Genomic DNA, 13,412 nt, shown 5'->3' on the forward strand with positions numbered 1-13,412 from the left:
GGACGATGCCAGATGAATGCACATCCACCACTAGATCAACTGCGGCGGCCCATCCACGATTTGCGGATATCTGTAACCGACCGGTGCAATTTCCGGTGTTCCTACTGCATGCCAAAAGAAGTGTACGGTGAAGATTATGCCTTCCTTCCGACAAGTGAACTGCTGACATTTGAAGAAATTCACCGCTTGACGAGGTTGTTTGTTTCGCTTGGCGTAAGTAAAATCAGGCTGACCGGCGGTGAACCGCTGATGAGGCGGGGTCTGCCCGAGCTTGTTGCCAAGATTGGCTTTTTGAACGGTGTAGAAGATATCGGATTGACGACCAATGGGGTACTCCTAGGACAACAGGCGGAGCCTCTATACGAGGCGGGACTACGCAGATTGAATGTTAGCCTGGATGCACTGAGTCCTGAGCTTTTTGGGAGAATGAACGGTCGTGGCATCAAACCTGGTTTTATTTTAAAACAGATTGATCATGCGATAGAAACAGGTTTTGAGGTCAAAGTGAACATGGTGGTGCAAAGAGGTCTGAACGAATCGGAGATTCTGCCGATGGCCCGCTATTTCAAAGAAAGAAATATAACGTTGCGGTTCATCGAATTCATGGATGTCGGCAACGACAATGGCTGGAGCTTTGAAAAAGTCGTAACGAAAAAAGACATCATGGAGCGCCTCCAGAGTACATTCGAGCTGGAAGCACTCGACAACAATTATTTCGGTGAAGTTGCCCAACGCTACCGCTATAAGGGCTGCAAGGCAGAGGTTGGTTTTATTACTTCGGTTTCCGAGTCGTTTTGTTCTTCCTGCACGCGCGCGCGGCTGTCATCTGACGGCAAATTTTATACCTGCCTGTTCGCATCAAGCGGTTTTGATCTCAGGATGATGATTCGCAGCGGTGCGGATGATCAAAGCTTGCTCGAAGCTATTAGGAACGTCTGGGAGCAGCGTACAGACCGCTATTCTGATGACCGGACGGAACAAACCGTAAGGAATAGATCAAAGATAGGGATGTCCTATATTGGAGGTTAAGACTGATAGTACGATGGGAGATGAATTGTGCCAATGAACGGAGCACAGCTGCTAATTCAGATGTTGATAGAGAAGAAAATTGACACCCTATTCGGATACCCCGGCGGTGCGGTATTACCTTTGTATGATGCGTTGTATGATTGCGACAGCATACAGCATGTTCTCGTTAGACATGAGCAGGCAGCGGTACATGCCGCTGATGGATATGCAAGAGCAACGGGACGACCGGGAGTGGCGCTTGTTACCAGCGGGCCGGGTGCAACAAATGCGGTTACCGGTATTGCTACAGCGTTTATGGACTCGATTCCGTTAATCGTCCTGACAGGCCAGGTTTCCACCGATCTCATAGGTCTGGACAGCTTTCAGGAAGTAGATATTTATGGTATGACGATGCCCATCACCAAGCACAACTATATTGTCAGGGAGGTCGCCGATCTTCCGAAGATTGTGAACGAGGCATTCCATGTCGCAACAACGGGACGACCCGGCCCAGTCCTCATTGATTTGCCGAAGAATGTAATGGCAGCAGAATTTAACATGGAGGAACAATCTGGCAATCAGGATTCCCAGCCATATATCCGGGGTTATCAGCCACAGCATTCTATTGATCCTCTGGACATCCAACTCGCAGCTGATCAGTTGAACCGTTCTGAACGCCCGCTTATTCTTATTGGTGGAGGCTGTATGACAGGTAATACACCGGCATTGTTAAAAGAGTTCGCCGAGCAATTCAACCTTCCTGTAGCCAGTACGCTAATGGGTTTGGGTGCCTTTCCATCCGGGCATTCCCTGCATCTGGGTATGGTCGGGATGCACGGAACAGTCGCAGCCAATCGTGCGCTGCAGGGTGCGGACGTTGTGTTATGTCTCGGGGTTCGTTTCAGTGACCGTGTTACAGGCAACCGTAAGGCATTCTCGCCGGGTTCTTATAAAATCCAAGTCGATATTGATACTTCCGAATTAAATAAGAACGTTGCAGTCGATCTTGCTATCACAGGAGAATGCGCAGATCTGCTTGCCGGACTGTTGGAAAAAATACATATGCAGGAACCTGCTGTATGGAATCAGCAAATCCAGATTTGGTCCAAGCGTTCAGCAAAATCACCGCGGGTGCAGGATAATAAGCTGACTCCGTTTGAGGTGATACGGTGCATACAAAATGCAACGGATGGCGATGCCATCATCTCTACGGACGTAGGACAGCACCAAATCTGGACGGCCACACATTATTATTTCTCGGAGGCCCGCTCTTTCCTGACCTCCGGTGGGCTTGGGACTATGGGTTATGGCTTGCCGGCTGCAATTGGCGCTGCAGTTGCTTTTCCTGACCGCCAAGTGGTGTGCATCACGGGAGACGGAAGCATCCAGATGAATATGCAGGAAATGATGACGGCGGTTGATCTGGGCCTGAACGTCAAAGTCGCTATCTTCAAAAATGGCTACCTGGGTATGGTAAGGCAGTGGCAGCAGCTGTTTCTTGGCCGCCGTTATTCTTCCGTACGCATCAGTTCACCCGATTTCGTAGCTTTGGCCAAATCCTTTGGCGCCCAGGGGCTCCGGGCCGATAATCTTGCCGATGCCGAGCATATTATTGATCTTGCTCTCCATACGGACGGACTTGTCGTCATGGAGTTCGATATTACCGAGGAAACGAATGTATATCCCATCGTACCTCCGGGGTCCAGCAATCAGGACATGATTGTTGAATAACATCAGAACAATTCAAAAAGGATGTTTCTCTATCGAATCACCGTAGAGGAACATCCTTTTTTTTGCTGCCAACCACTAGAAGTACAAGACAAGCACAGACACATACAACATAAGGGAAAAACCTATTTCAATCATTCCGGTACGCTTGGCGGTGATCCCTGTCTTGGGGAGAATGGCTGCCCGCAGCAGCAGGATAACAAGTGGAGCAAGCAATGTAAGGAATAGCAGCAGACCAGCTACTGCAAACAGCAAATGATACAGAACAGATCCATAATAGAAGCGGATGTTGTTTCGTTCACGAATAATCGTTTTGACATACAAGGCGGTCCCGATAAAATAGAGCACGCTGAGCAGGAACAGCTCTGTCGCGGCTCCCCAGCTTTCTCCTTTGCCGACATAAAAGACAGGATAAATGATCAGGCAAAATGCCAATATAGCGCAAATATCATTAAGCAAGGCACGTTCATTTTTGGTTTTTGCATAATACAGATTAACAGCGAACAGGGGAACAAGCGGCAGAACAAATCCTAACAGCTTAGGTTCAGCCAACACCAGATATAGGATAAAGGGCAGAAGCAGAATCCCGTAAACCCGCATGGGCTGGAGGTAACGCTCCAATTTCCCTGTCTTTACCCATTGCAGCAATGGGAAGCTGAACAAATAGATCAGAAGCCAGCAAACAAACAGGGGAATATGTATAAATTGTCCTTTCGATGAAGCGACTCCGAACAGAAATGGAAGGATAAGCATCGCCCAAGCCCCGTGCTGGTTGGGTATGTACTTCCTCATGAGAACAAAACCTCCTTCCTGAAAATAAACGGCAACCTTAGGTTGCCACACTACTTAACTATACGTCCTTATCTATGTTGTTAGAGTGACTTGAGACACTAAGTATCGATAATAATGTATGAATAACAGTCATTTACCTTGTACATAGTAAAGAAGAACGCTGCTCATGAAGTGGAAGAAGAAGGGAGTGCTGTGGAGCATGAAGGAAAAAGAAATTAAACAGAACGCTATTGAAGCGGACCAGTTGAACTTTCACGATCAAACGGACGATGTAGTCCGTAGTGTGTCTGCCCCAAAGGGGATCGACGAAGCCGTTGTAGCTATGACCTCACATATCAATAAATACGATGTGCCGGATGAGCTGGAAGACAATAATTAATGAATCAAGCGCGTGCAGGTTAACCTGATACGCGCTTTTTTATATTGCTTGTTAAACTTCCCTGACGATAGCTGTCAGGGAAGTTTAATTATAATAGGCTTATCAAATGTGATTGGAGTGTTATAGAATGCAAACTCAAAAAGCTTATCTTTATGTATTTAATACAATGTCAGACTGGGAATACGGATATTTAATTGCTGAACTAAACACAGGCAGATATTTCAAAAAAAATTTAGCGCCTTTAAAAGTAGTTACGGTAGGTGCTAATAAAGAGATGGTTACTACGATGGGAGGACTGAACATAAAACCGGATATTTCCATTGATGAGTGTACAATTCAGAGTAAAGATCTTTTAGTTTTACCCGGAGGGAATACTTGGAGAGAAGATATTCACCTGCCTGTCTTGAAAAAAGTTGGCCAAGCTTTACAGATAGGCACTATTGTTGCTGCAATTTGTGGGGCAACTGAGGGGCTGGCGAACAATGGATATCTAGATTCTAGAACGCACACAAGTAATAACTTAGAGTATCTTAAAATGGTCTGTCCCAATTATAAAGGAGAAAAATTCTATGAGATAGGACCTGCCGTATCTGGTGAGAATTTGGTTACAGCCTCAGGGGTAGCTCCTCTGGAATTTGCGATGGAGGTACTGAAGCAATTAGATGTATTTACACCAGATACGTTGCATTCATGGTACAACCTCAATAAGACGCAACAACCTGAATACTTTTTCCAGTTAATGAATTCAATATCCTTGTAAGCGTGCAATCAACATGTGATTATACGTTATTGCGAAAATGTTGGGGGGAAACACCTACATATTTTTTGAATAGCCGCGAAAAGTAAAAAACATCATTGTATCCAAGGGAAACGGCAGTATCTTTAATCGATCGATCTGTATTCAGCAGTATATTTTTGGCTTCGGAAATTTTGAGACGGTGAATGTACTTATTAAGTGAGTACCCGGTATGTTTCTGAATGATACGCCGGAGCGTGGATATCGAAATGTGGTAGCGTTCGCAAAATGCATCAGCATCAAAACTTTGATGCAGAGATGCCGCAATATCATCCATGAGCTTGGTGATGTAGTCGGTCGAATCGGTATTGGGCTGGCTGCTTTGTACAAATTCGTACAAAAGGGATTCAAGGAGTAAGGAAGCCCGGTCCAGATTGCTTGGAATGCCGCTTTCCATCAACATGAAGATTCGATCAATTTTGCTCTGCTGTGCATCATCGAGTCCTGTCTGGCGAACGCGGTAAGGTTCGGTTAACCAGGTAGAGAGCCACTCCGCAGTTCGCGATCCTTCTACTGTGAAATAGAATTCATCCCAAGTCTCTTGCGGGTCGGGTCCATAGTCAAAGGTGGCATCTGGAAAAAAGACAAAAAAAGAACCTTTATGAACAGGCTGCTTTTCTTTGTTGTTAACCTGATACGTGCCCTTGCCGCCTGCAATGTAAACGAAAGCATAATATTGGAATTGGGCTTGGGTTCTATACAGCGACCGGTTGGGGAGGTGCCCGACATTGACGATCGATAATGATTTTAGCTGCAGCTTACTTTCATCTGTCGTGCGATCAATAATGCGTATAGGCTTAGAACTGATTGTATAGTCCATGTAGGTGGTCATGATGGTTATTCTACCTCCAGAAGAGTCATGTTATCTTAATTGTATAATAAAATATGACCAATATATAGGAGGGTTCATGCGGCATGAGTAAAAAGAAAATTGGACTGATCGGAGCGGGGTCCATCTCCGACTTGCACTTGCAAGCCTATCAGGGGAATGAACATGCAGAACTATATGCTATATGTGACTTGAATCAGCAACGGGCAGAAGATAAAGCGAAGCAGTACAATATTCCGAACGTGTATACAGATTATCATGATTTAATAGCTAATCCCGAAGTGGAAGCGGTCAGCATTTGTACGTGGAACAACAGTCATGCAGAGATCAGTATTGCAGCCCTGCGTGCCGGTAAGCATGTGTTAGTGGAGAAACCTTTATGCCGCAGCGTTGAAGAAGCGAATGCCATCCAGGATGCTGTACGTGAGACGGGCAAGTTGTTGCAGGTCGGATTTGTACGCCGTTACGACGCCAATGCGCAGCTTGTAAAGAACTTCATTGAGAAAGATGAACTGGGTGAAATCTATTATGCTAAAGCTACTTGTATCCGTAGACTTGGTAATCCGGGTGGCTGGTTTGCAGATGTTGAACGTTCCGGGGGCGGCCCATTAATTGATCTCGGAGTCCATGTTATCGATTTGTGCTGGTATATGATGGGGCGTCCAAAGCCCGTTTCGGTTAGCGGCAACACGTATCACAAATTAGGCAACCGCGCGAATGTGAAGAACTTATCCTTTTATCAGGCAGCCGATTATGATCCAAGCACCAATGGAGTGGAAGATATGGCAAATGCATTAATCCGTTTCGAGAATGGAGCATCGCTTATGGTTGATGTCAGCTTTACCCTTCATGCGAAGTCGGATGAGCTTGCTATTCGTTTATACGGTGATAAGGGCGGAGTGGAAATTGAACCTGAATTGACCATGATTACTGAAAAATATGACACCATTCTGAATGTAGCTCCGCAAACAGACAGCAAATCCATAAATGTGCCGGAAGCATTTTGTAATGAAGTGAATCACTTTCTGGACTGCCTGCAATCTGGAGAAACACCGATCAGTCCGGTAGAAGATGGCTTGCAAATCATGAAGATATTGTGCGGTATCTATGAGTCTGCGAACAACGGACAAGAAGTTCAGCTCTAATAGAATTTCAGGAAAAGAGGGTGAAACCATGAAGCTGGGAATCAGTTCATATAGCTTGGTAAATGAGTTGGAATCGGGTGAAATGGATATTTTGGGTGTAATTGATTGGATTGCCGACCAAGGCGGCGAGCATATTGAAATTGTACCTATTGGATTCGAATTGACTGGTAATCCTGACTTGGCGGACGCTATTCGAGAAAAGGCAAAGTCGCGAAACATAGATGTGTCCAACTATGCCATCGGCGCCAATTTTGAAACAGACTCCCAAGAAGCCTTTGAGCTGGAAATTAAGCGGGTAATGGGTGAAGTCGACGTTGCCGCAAGACTGGGTGTAACTCGTATGCGCCATGATGTTGCAAGCAGCAGCGATACTTCGATCGGCAACTTTCATCGTCAATTGGACCGCCTGGCAGAAGCCTGCGGGCGTATTGCCGATTATGCAGCACAGTACGGTATAGTAACCAGCGTGGAGAATCATGGCTATTTTATACAAGCCAGTGACCGGGTACAAGCATTAATTCAGCGGGTGAATCGGACAAATTTCCGTACAACGCTGGATGTGGGCAATTTCATGTGCGTGGACGAGAACTCTGTGGTTGCCGTGAAGAACAATATTGCATATGCTTCTGTGGTGCATGTAAAGGATTTCTATTGGAGACCTTCGTATCAGAATCCCGGGGAGGGCTGGTTCCAAACGGCAAGCGGTAATTTTTTAAGAGGTGCAATCGCAGGCCATGGAGATATTGATATGCGTGAAGTGCTTCGTGTGGTTAAAGCGTCAGGATATGACGGATATATTTCACTGGAATTTGAAGGGCTTGAGGAATGTAAACGGGGAACCCGGATAGGTCTTGATAATGTGAGAAGGCTTTGGAACGAAAGTTAATCTGCGATGAGATCAGAACCCAATAAAGAGGAGGCTTAATAATGAATTTGGCAAACCCGATTGGTATAATGGTCGATAGTCTGCGTCTTAACTTGCGGGATGGACTGGCGAAAGCTAAAGAGCTGGGGGCAGATGGTGTACAAATTTATGCAGTTGAAGGTGAGATGGACCCTGAGAATCTGTCCCCGCGAGACCGAAAGGAATTGAAGAGTTATATCGAATCCCTAGGTCTGCGAATTTCAGCATTGTGTGGTGATCTGGCAGGCCATGGCTTTCAAGATGCGAAGGTAAATTCGGCGAAAATTGAGAAATCGAAGCGCATTCTTGATTTAGCCGTTGATCTGGGAACACAGATTGTTACCACACATATTGGTATTGTTCCGAATCAGGTGAATGATCCAGTCTATGATACGATGCAGCGTGCGTGTGAAGAGCTTGGTGTCTATGCCAAGAGCTTGGATGCCTATTTTGCAATTGAGACTGGACCGGAAAAATCTGCACATTTAAAGCAATTTCTCAATTCGCTGAGCACGAATGGCGTTTCTGTCAATTTTGACCCTGCCAACATGGTCATGGTAACGGGTGACGATCCAGTTCAAGGAGTGCACAATCTGAAAGATTACATTGTTCATACGCATGTGAAGGATGGCATCCGCCTGCGGGAGGTAGATCCCCGTGAAGTCTATGGAGCGTTAGGCTATGAGCCGATGAGTCACGACCGTATTGCCGAAGATGCTGCATCTGGCGCAAGCTATCGGGAACTGGCTTTAGGGGAAGGCCATGTGGATTTTGATAACTATTTCAAAGCGCTCCAGGATATTGGCTACACCGGGTATTTGACCATTGAACGTGAAGTGGGCGATCAGCCGGAAGCTGATATTGCCAAAGCGATTGATTTTATCCGGCGATATCGTTAAAGAAATAGGGCAGTGATGAATACAACCAAAAAAGGCGAGTCTCTGAATAGTGGAGACTTGCCTCTTTTTGTTGTTCCGCGTTTAGATTTGGCAACCTAGTAAATGAATCGCTCGATTTTTTATCGAAGAACCAATTCTCCAGAATCGATATACTTATTTGTTTTAGGATTCCAAGTGAACACACCTTCGGCTAAATCCCAGCCACCGTCAGCCTTGAAATTTTTCCAATTTTGATGTACACGACCTTTAGTATCAATTTCTATACCAACATCGCCCATGACTTCAAGTTTTTTTGTCTGTAGTCACGGCCAATCCCAAAATAGAAGGATATTAAGTTCAATCTATATAGCAATTAGAACTATTCGCAGATTCGCTCCAGCAATGTTCCCAATTGTTCAGCTAATGCTTGATGTGAGATCGGCATTTCATTCGAAAACCACCATTCCACTACGCCTACATAAGCCGAGGCCACAAATGTAACAGTAAGGTCTGCATTTAACCCCTGGTTTTTACCTTTCGTCACATCCACCTCATTACGAAACTCTTCAACCAGAAAGTCTACGAACCGGTTGCGAAAATATGGGGCTCCTTTACTTGCCAGCATCATTGAAAAAAAGGAGTAATTGTCTTCGAGGTATTCCGTCCAGATCAACGAACCGCTTACAAAATCCAGATCAGCGGCTGCTTCACACCGCTCCCGCAGCTCGTTAATATGGGTCTCTATGAGTTTGTCCAGCAAATCGTATTTATCCATGTAATGAAGATAGAACGTTCCCCGGCTGATATTTGCTCTGTCGGATAGATCCTGTAAGGTGATATCATCAAAATTCTTTTCAGACATTAGTTCAATAATGGCTTTCTTTAAAGCTTCTTGCGTCTTGAGTATTCTCCGATCTATTTTAGCCATCTTATGGTCACCAGACTTTCTTAAGATAATAACTAATAGCTAAACCTAGTTATAATTATAGACAATTGTACATTAATATAACAAGGGTTATCATACTTGTGAAAAATGGGTGTTGACTTGGAGTTAACTCCAGAGGGTAAACTCCTCTATGTAGCTATAGCTAATAAAAAATAGAGGAGGTATTGTCGATCAGTCTAGGTAAGCCGGAGCAGGCATTTAACTATAAAAGTTGAACAAAAGAACTACCTGGAGGCAAAAGCAGCGGCCGGAAGTCCAAACATTCACCGCAGTTGCGCTCTATGCCGGATCGGTAAATCTAAAGTTCAACTTATATAGAAACAACGAAAGATAATTAACAATTTTGACCCGTATGTCTACTAATATACAAATTGAGTTCAATTAACAATTGTAAGTAACATAACGTCTTGTATAATAATAAACAAGGATACATTAATGTGTTGGAATTCAATATTTATAGAAGTTATATCAGATACTAAGGAGTGGAGAAAACATGTGTAGAACCCATGTACTAAGTATCGCAAGTGCAAAAGCACCTTTTGAAAAAACAACGATTGAGCGAAGAGAACTGCGGCCCAATGACATTTTAATAGACATTCAATTTTGAGGCACTTGCCATTCCGACATTCATAATGCTTTCGATGAATGGGGCGGCGGAATCTTCCCGATGGTCCCCGGTCATGAAATGGCCGGAGTCGTACAATTCATATGATTACGATGGTAATGTGACCTATGGCGGATACAGCCAAAACATTGTGGTCAAAGAAGACTTCGTTATTCGTATCCCCGACAGCCTGGCTTTGGATGTAGCAAGCCCGCTATTATGTGCTGGCATCACCACTTACTCTCCTTTGAAAAAGGAGAACGCCGGCCTAGGCAAAAAGGTTGATATTGTGGGTATGGGAGGTCGCAAGAAATGCTCGATTTCTCTGCAGAGCATGGCATTGCTCCAAAAATCGAGGTCATTTCTGCTGACCAAGTAGACGAAGCCTTTGAACGTGTTGTCCGCAGTGATGTGCGTTATCGTTTTGTCATCGACATGTCTACCTTGTAACTGCTATGGCGTACCGGCATCTGTGTTCTGGCTTGATGAGGCAGGGTTAGCCACTTCTATAGGTTGGAGGACTTTAATTGGCACAGCAAGCTTTAGTAACAAAAAGGTTATTTACAAACCGGGATTTATCCATATTGTTTTTGCCCCTTATTATAGAGCAGTTTTTAGAATTTCTGGTGGGATTAGCGGATTCCATCATGGTAGCCTCTGTAAGTGAAGCAGCCGTTTCCGGCGTGTCTTTAGTGGATTTTGTCATGGCTTTGCTTATTAGCTTGTTCGCAGCCCTGGCTACCGGTGGTGCAGTTATAGTAGGACAGTATATGGGCAGGAAGCAAATGGAAGAATCAAGGGAAGCTGCGAATCAACTGGTATGGTTTGTCGGTACTTTTTCCATCCTCATCATGGTCATTGTGTATCTGATCAAGCCGTTTATCTTAAATGGTCTTTTTGGACAGATTACAACTGAAGTGCGGAGGGAAGCAAATACTTACCTGATGATTACAGCCTTGTCTATTCCGTTTCTTGCGTTATATAATGCCGGAGCAGCGATATTCCGTACGATGGGGAATTCCAAACTGCCCATGAAGATCATGCTGGCTATGAACATAGCACATGCGGCGGGGAATGCAGTACTTATTTACGGGTTTCACTTTGGGACTGCGGGTGTGGCTATACCGACCCTGATCTCGCGGATTGCAGCAGCAGTTATTATTATTACACTGGCTTTTAACACAAAACAATCCATCTATATAAAGAAAAGCTTAAAACATAAATTCAACTGGCTCATGATCAAACAAATTTTAAACATTGGCGCTCCCTATGGACTGGAAAATGGTTTGTTCTATTTGGGAAGAATTATTGTGCTCAGTCTTGTCGCCTCCTTTGGTACGGCAGCCATTGCCGCAAACGCGGTGTCAGGTACTATTGTTATGTTTGAAGTGCTGCCGGGTATGGCGATTGGTCTTGGTTTAACAGTAGTGATCTCCAGATGTGTGGGCGCAGGAGATTATGAGCAGGCTAAATACTACACTAAAAAGGTTATGGGTATTGTGTATGTTGCACATGTGTTCAGCTGTGCAATCGTGCTTGCTTTACTCCCGGTCATATTAAATATTTATGGATTATCGGAGTCGGCAACCTCACTCACCACACAAATCGTATGGTGGCATGGAGTTGTTGCCCTTTTCATTTGGCCGCTGGGTTACACTTTACCCGTCACCTTCCGTGCCTCAGGGGATGCCAAATTTCCGATGATTGTTGCGATGTTGTCCATGTTTTTCTGCCGGATCGCCTTAGCCTATCTGCTGGGCATCTATTTCGAAATGGGAATGTTCGGCACATGGATTGCAATGTTTATAGACTGGATTATCAAGTCAATCATTTTCCTGCGACGCTATATAAGTGGGAAATGGACGAAGTTTCATGCAATTCAATAGTTGATGCGAAACGGGAGGTGAAGGGAATATGGCGTTGGCCATTAAACAGGTTGCAGAGAAATTTGATGTTTCTCAGGATACACTCCGTTATTATGAACGGATTGGGCTGATTCCTCATGTGAATCGCAACAAAAGCGGTAACAGAGATTATACGGAAGAAGACTGCAAATGGGTTGAGTTTATCATTTGTATGCGACATGCCGGTCTCTCGATTGAAGTATTGATTGAATATGTCGATTTGTTTAACCGGGGTGATGAATCCGCCGAGGCTAGAAAAGATCTATTAATCGAGGAACGCAAGCAGCTCGCCATAAGAATGGAAGTCATGAAAAAAACGCTGGAACGCCTGGATTCTAAGATTTCAAGGTATGAGCAAACTATAGGAAAAAGAGAAAAAACACTAAGAAGATCTGCTGAGCAGTCTGATAACGAAATCTCGGATTAAACACCTATGTACGATCCCTTTAAGGCGTAATAAAAAGCGAACCGGCAGCTACAGAGCTGCTGGTTCGCTTTTGTTGATTAACTTTTCGCTGCTGTAATGAGCATTATATATCAAGTTTAACGTTAGCGAGACCTTTCACGATTTCAGGGTCGTTATGAGAAAAGAACACGCTCTTCTTCGTATCTAACGAAGCAATGGACTCCATATCTTCTGGACTTATTTCAAAGTCAAAGATGTTGAAGTTTTCGACGATTCTTTCTTTATGGACAGACTTTGGAATCACAACAACGTCTCTTTGTGTCAACCAGCGTAAAATTACCTGAGCAACGGATTTATTATACTTTTCAGCCAGTGATACTAATACTTCATTCTGGAACATGTTATTTCTGCCTTCAGCGAAAGGCCCCCAGGATTCGATCTGAACATTGTTGTCTTTCATAAAGCTGCCGCTTTCGATTTGCTGGCAGAAGGGATGCGTTTCAATCTGGTTTACGGCAGGAGTTACTTCATGATGAACCATCAAATCAGTCAGGCGGTCCATTTGGAAGTTGCTGACTCCGATTGCTTTGATCTTACCTTCACGATACAATTCTTCCATAGCACGCCAAGAACCATATACGTCACCAAACGGCTGATGGATTAAATAAAGATCCAGAACATCTAACTGCAATCTTTCCAGTGATTTAGCAAATGCCTTCTTAGTGCTTTCGTAACCGGCATCCTGAATCCAGAGTTTTGTTGTAATAAAGATTTCTTCTCTAGGCACTCCGCTGCGTTTGATGGCTTTGCCAACAGCTTGCTCATTCTGATAGGCGGCAGCGGTATCTATCAGGCGATAGCCTGCCATAAGCGCGTCATAAACACTTTGTTCACATTCATTAGCATCCTGGATTTGATACACGCCAAAGCCGAGTATCGGCATCTCCACACCATTGTTCAACATTACTGTTTGCATATGAGTCCTCCAAATTATCAATTTATAACTCCAGCACGACGACTGGCTAATATAAGCCTACCCCCTTCGAGTAACACGAAGTCAATCGTTTTCGAAGATTTAAACTATTTTTTCCGG

The 13,412-nt window shown here is 44.5% G+C and carries 13 protein-coding genes and 1 pseudogene; 10 read left to right on the forward strand and 4 right to left on the reverse strand.

Features of this window, described 5'->3' with window-relative positions; genetic code table 11:
• Positions 1–12 precede the first annotated feature (12 nt).
• Both moaA and ilvB read left to right on the forward strand, forming a co-directional pair.
• A complete protein-coding gene (gene moaA / locus MHI45_RS00560; RefSeq protein ID WP_076111919.1) occupies positions 13–1,029 on the forward strand; it encodes a GTP 3',8-cyclase MoaA in 1,017 nt (338 codons plus the stop codon).
• Between the two features lie 33 nt (positions 1,030–1,062).
• Complete coding sequence (gene ilvB, locus MHI45_RS00565) at positions 1,063–2,739, forward strand: biosynthetic-type acetolactate synthase large subunit (RefSeq protein WP_179091785.1); 1,677 nt, start codon at positions 1,063–1,065, stop codon at positions 2,737–2,739.
• Between the two features lie 75 nt (positions 2,740–2,814).
• On the opposite strand, the gene MHI45_RS00570 is transcribed toward ilvB, so the two are convergent.
• The gene (locus MHI45_RS00570; RefSeq protein ID WP_083675723.1) at positions 2,815–3,528 is read right to left on the reverse strand and encodes a YwiC-like family protein; all 714 of its coding nucleotides are present in this window, start codon (positions 3,526–3,528) and stop codon (positions 2,815–2,817) included.
• 166 nt (positions 3,529–3,694) lie between these two features.
• Between MHI45_RS00570 and MHI45_RS00575 the strand changes: the two genes are divergently transcribed.
• Both MHI45_RS00575 and MHI45_RS00580 read left to right on the forward strand, forming a co-directional pair.
• Complete coding sequence (locus tag MHI45_RS00575; RefSeq protein ID WP_256718158.1) at positions 3,695–3,907, forward strand: hypothetical protein; 213 nt, start codon at positions 3,695–3,697, stop codon at positions 3,905–3,907.
• Between the two features lie 127 nt (positions 3,908–4,034).
• Positions 4,035–4,667, forward strand: a complete 633-nt coding sequence (locus tag MHI45_RS00580) for a type 1 glutamine amidotransferase family protein (protein WP_076111914.1) — start codon at positions 4,035–4,037, stop codon at positions 4,665–4,667.
• Between the two features lie 19 nt (positions 4,668–4,686).
• Here the strand turns inward: MHI45_RS00580 and MHI45_RS00585 are convergent, their stop codons facing one another.
• On the reverse strand, positions 4,687–5,535 hold the full coding sequence (locus MHI45_RS00585; RefSeq protein ID WP_038591894.1) for an AraC family transcriptional regulator: 849 nt from the start codon (positions 5,533–5,535) through the stop codon (positions 4,687–4,689).
• Positions 5,536–5,618: 83 nt separating this feature from the next.
• Between MHI45_RS00585 and MHI45_RS00590 the strand changes: the two genes are divergently transcribed.
• From MHI45_RS00590 to MHI45_RS00600, 3 genes are read left to right on the forward strand one after another with little or no spacing between them, the layout of a single operon-like run.
• On the forward strand, positions 5,619–6,677 hold the full coding sequence (locus MHI45_RS00590) for a Gfo/Idh/MocA family protein (protein WP_076111913.1): 1,059 nt from the start codon (positions 5,619–5,621) through the stop codon (positions 6,675–6,677).
• A 28-nt stretch (positions 6,678–6,705) separates the two neighbouring features.
• Positions 6,706–7,563 (forward strand): sugar phosphate isomerase/epimerase family protein, encoded by an 858-nt coding sequence (locus tag MHI45_RS00595; RefSeq protein ID WP_076111911.1) that lies wholly within the window; start codon positions 6,706–6,708, stop codon positions 7,561–7,563.
• Between the two features lie 41 nt (positions 7,564–7,604).
• Entirely contained in the window at positions 7,605–8,480 is an 876-nt protein-coding gene (locus MHI45_RS00600) for a sugar phosphate isomerase/epimerase family protein (protein WP_076111909.1), read from the forward strand.
• 358 nt (positions 8,481–8,838) lie between these two features.
• Here the strand turns inward: MHI45_RS00600 and MHI45_RS00605 are convergent, their stop codons facing one another.
• Positions 8,839–9,387: a TetR/AcrR family transcriptional regulator gene (locus MHI45_RS00605; protein ID WP_076111907.1), complete on the reverse strand. Its 549-nt coding sequence runs from the start codon at positions 9,385–9,387 to the stop codon at positions 8,839–8,841.
• Between the two features lie 511 nt (positions 9,388–9,898).
• On the opposite strand from MHI45_RS00605, the pseudogene MHI45_RS00610 reads away from it, so the two are divergent.
• From MHI45_RS00610 to MHI45_RS00620, 3 genes and pseudogenes are all read left to right on the forward strand, one after another.
• Positions 9,899–10,459, forward strand: a pseudogene (locus tag MHI45_RS00610) (alcohol dehydrogenase catalytic domain-containing protein).
• 77 nt (positions 10,460–10,536) lie between these two features.
• The gene (locus tag MHI45_RS00615; protein ID WP_076111906.1) at positions 10,537–11,895 is read left to right on the forward strand and encodes an MATE family efflux transporter; all 1,359 of its coding nucleotides are present in this window, start codon (positions 10,537–10,539) and stop codon (positions 11,893–11,895) included.
• 28 nt (positions 11,896–11,923) lie between these two features.
• Positions 11,924–12,340, forward strand: a complete 417-nt coding sequence (locus MHI45_RS00620; protein WP_218642528.1) for a MerR family transcriptional regulator — start codon at positions 11,924–11,926, stop codon at positions 12,338–12,340.
• A 103-nt stretch (positions 12,341–12,443) separates the two neighbouring features.
• Here MHI45_RS00620 and MHI45_RS00625 read toward each other — a convergent pair whose 3' ends face one another.
• A complete protein-coding gene (locus tag MHI45_RS00625) occupies positions 12,444–13,295 on the reverse strand; it encodes an aldo/keto reductase (protein ID WP_076111904.1) in 852 nt (283 codons plus the stop codon).
• Between the last annotated feature and the right edge of the window lie 117 nt (positions 13,296–13,412).

It is taken from the genome of Paenibacillus sp. FSL H3-0321 (assembly GCF_038002865.1).
Taxonomy (GTDB): Bacteria; Bacillota; Bacilli; order Paenibacillales; family Paenibacillaceae; genus Paenibacillus_AQ.

Coding starts and splice junctions, on each gene's coding strand:
- MHI45_RS00585 (WP_038591894.1), bottom strand. CDS start 5,535: ATGACCACCTACATGGACTATACAATCAGTTCTAAGCCTATACGCATT.
- moaA (WP_076111919.1), top strand. CDS start 13: ATGAATGCACATCCACCACTAGATCAACTGCGGCGGCCCATCCACGAT.
- MHI45_RS00575 (WP_256718158.1), top strand. CDS start 3,695: ATGAAGTGGAAGAAGAAGGGAGTGCTGTGGAGCATGAAGGAAAAAGAA.
- MHI45_RS00570 (WP_083675723.1), bottom strand. CDS start 3,528: ATGAGGAAGTACATACCCAACCAGCACGGGGCTTGGGCGATGCTTATC.
- MHI45_RS00600 (WP_076111909.1), top strand. CDS start 7,605: ATGAATTTGGCAAACCCGATTGGTATAATGGTCGATAGTCTGCGTCTT.
- MHI45_RS00595 (WP_076111911.1), top strand. CDS start 6,706: ATGAAGCTGGGAATCAGTTCATATAGCTTGGTAAATGAGTTGGAATCG.
- MHI45_RS00620 (WP_218642528.1), top strand. CDS start 11,924: ATGGCGTTGGCCATTAAACAGGTTGCAGAGAAATTTGATGTTTCTCAG.
- MHI45_RS00590 (WP_076111913.1), top strand. CDS start 5,619: ATGAGTAAAAAGAAAATTGGACTGATCGGAGCGGGGTCCATCTCCGAC.
- ilvB (WP_179091785.1), top strand. CDS start 1,063: ATGAACGGAGCACAGCTGCTAATTCAGATGTTGATAGAGAAGAAAATT.
- MHI45_RS00605 (WP_076111907.1), bottom strand. CDS start 9,387: ATGGCTAAAATAGATCGGAGAATACTCAAGACGCAAGAAGCTTTAAAG.
- MHI45_RS00580 (WP_076111914.1), top strand. CDS start 4,035: ATGCAAACTCAAAAAGCTTATCTTTATGTATTTAATACAATGTCAGAC.
- MHI45_RS00625 (WP_076111904.1), bottom strand. CDS start 13,295: ATGCAAACAGTAATGTTGAACAATGGTGTGGAGATGCCGATACTCGGC.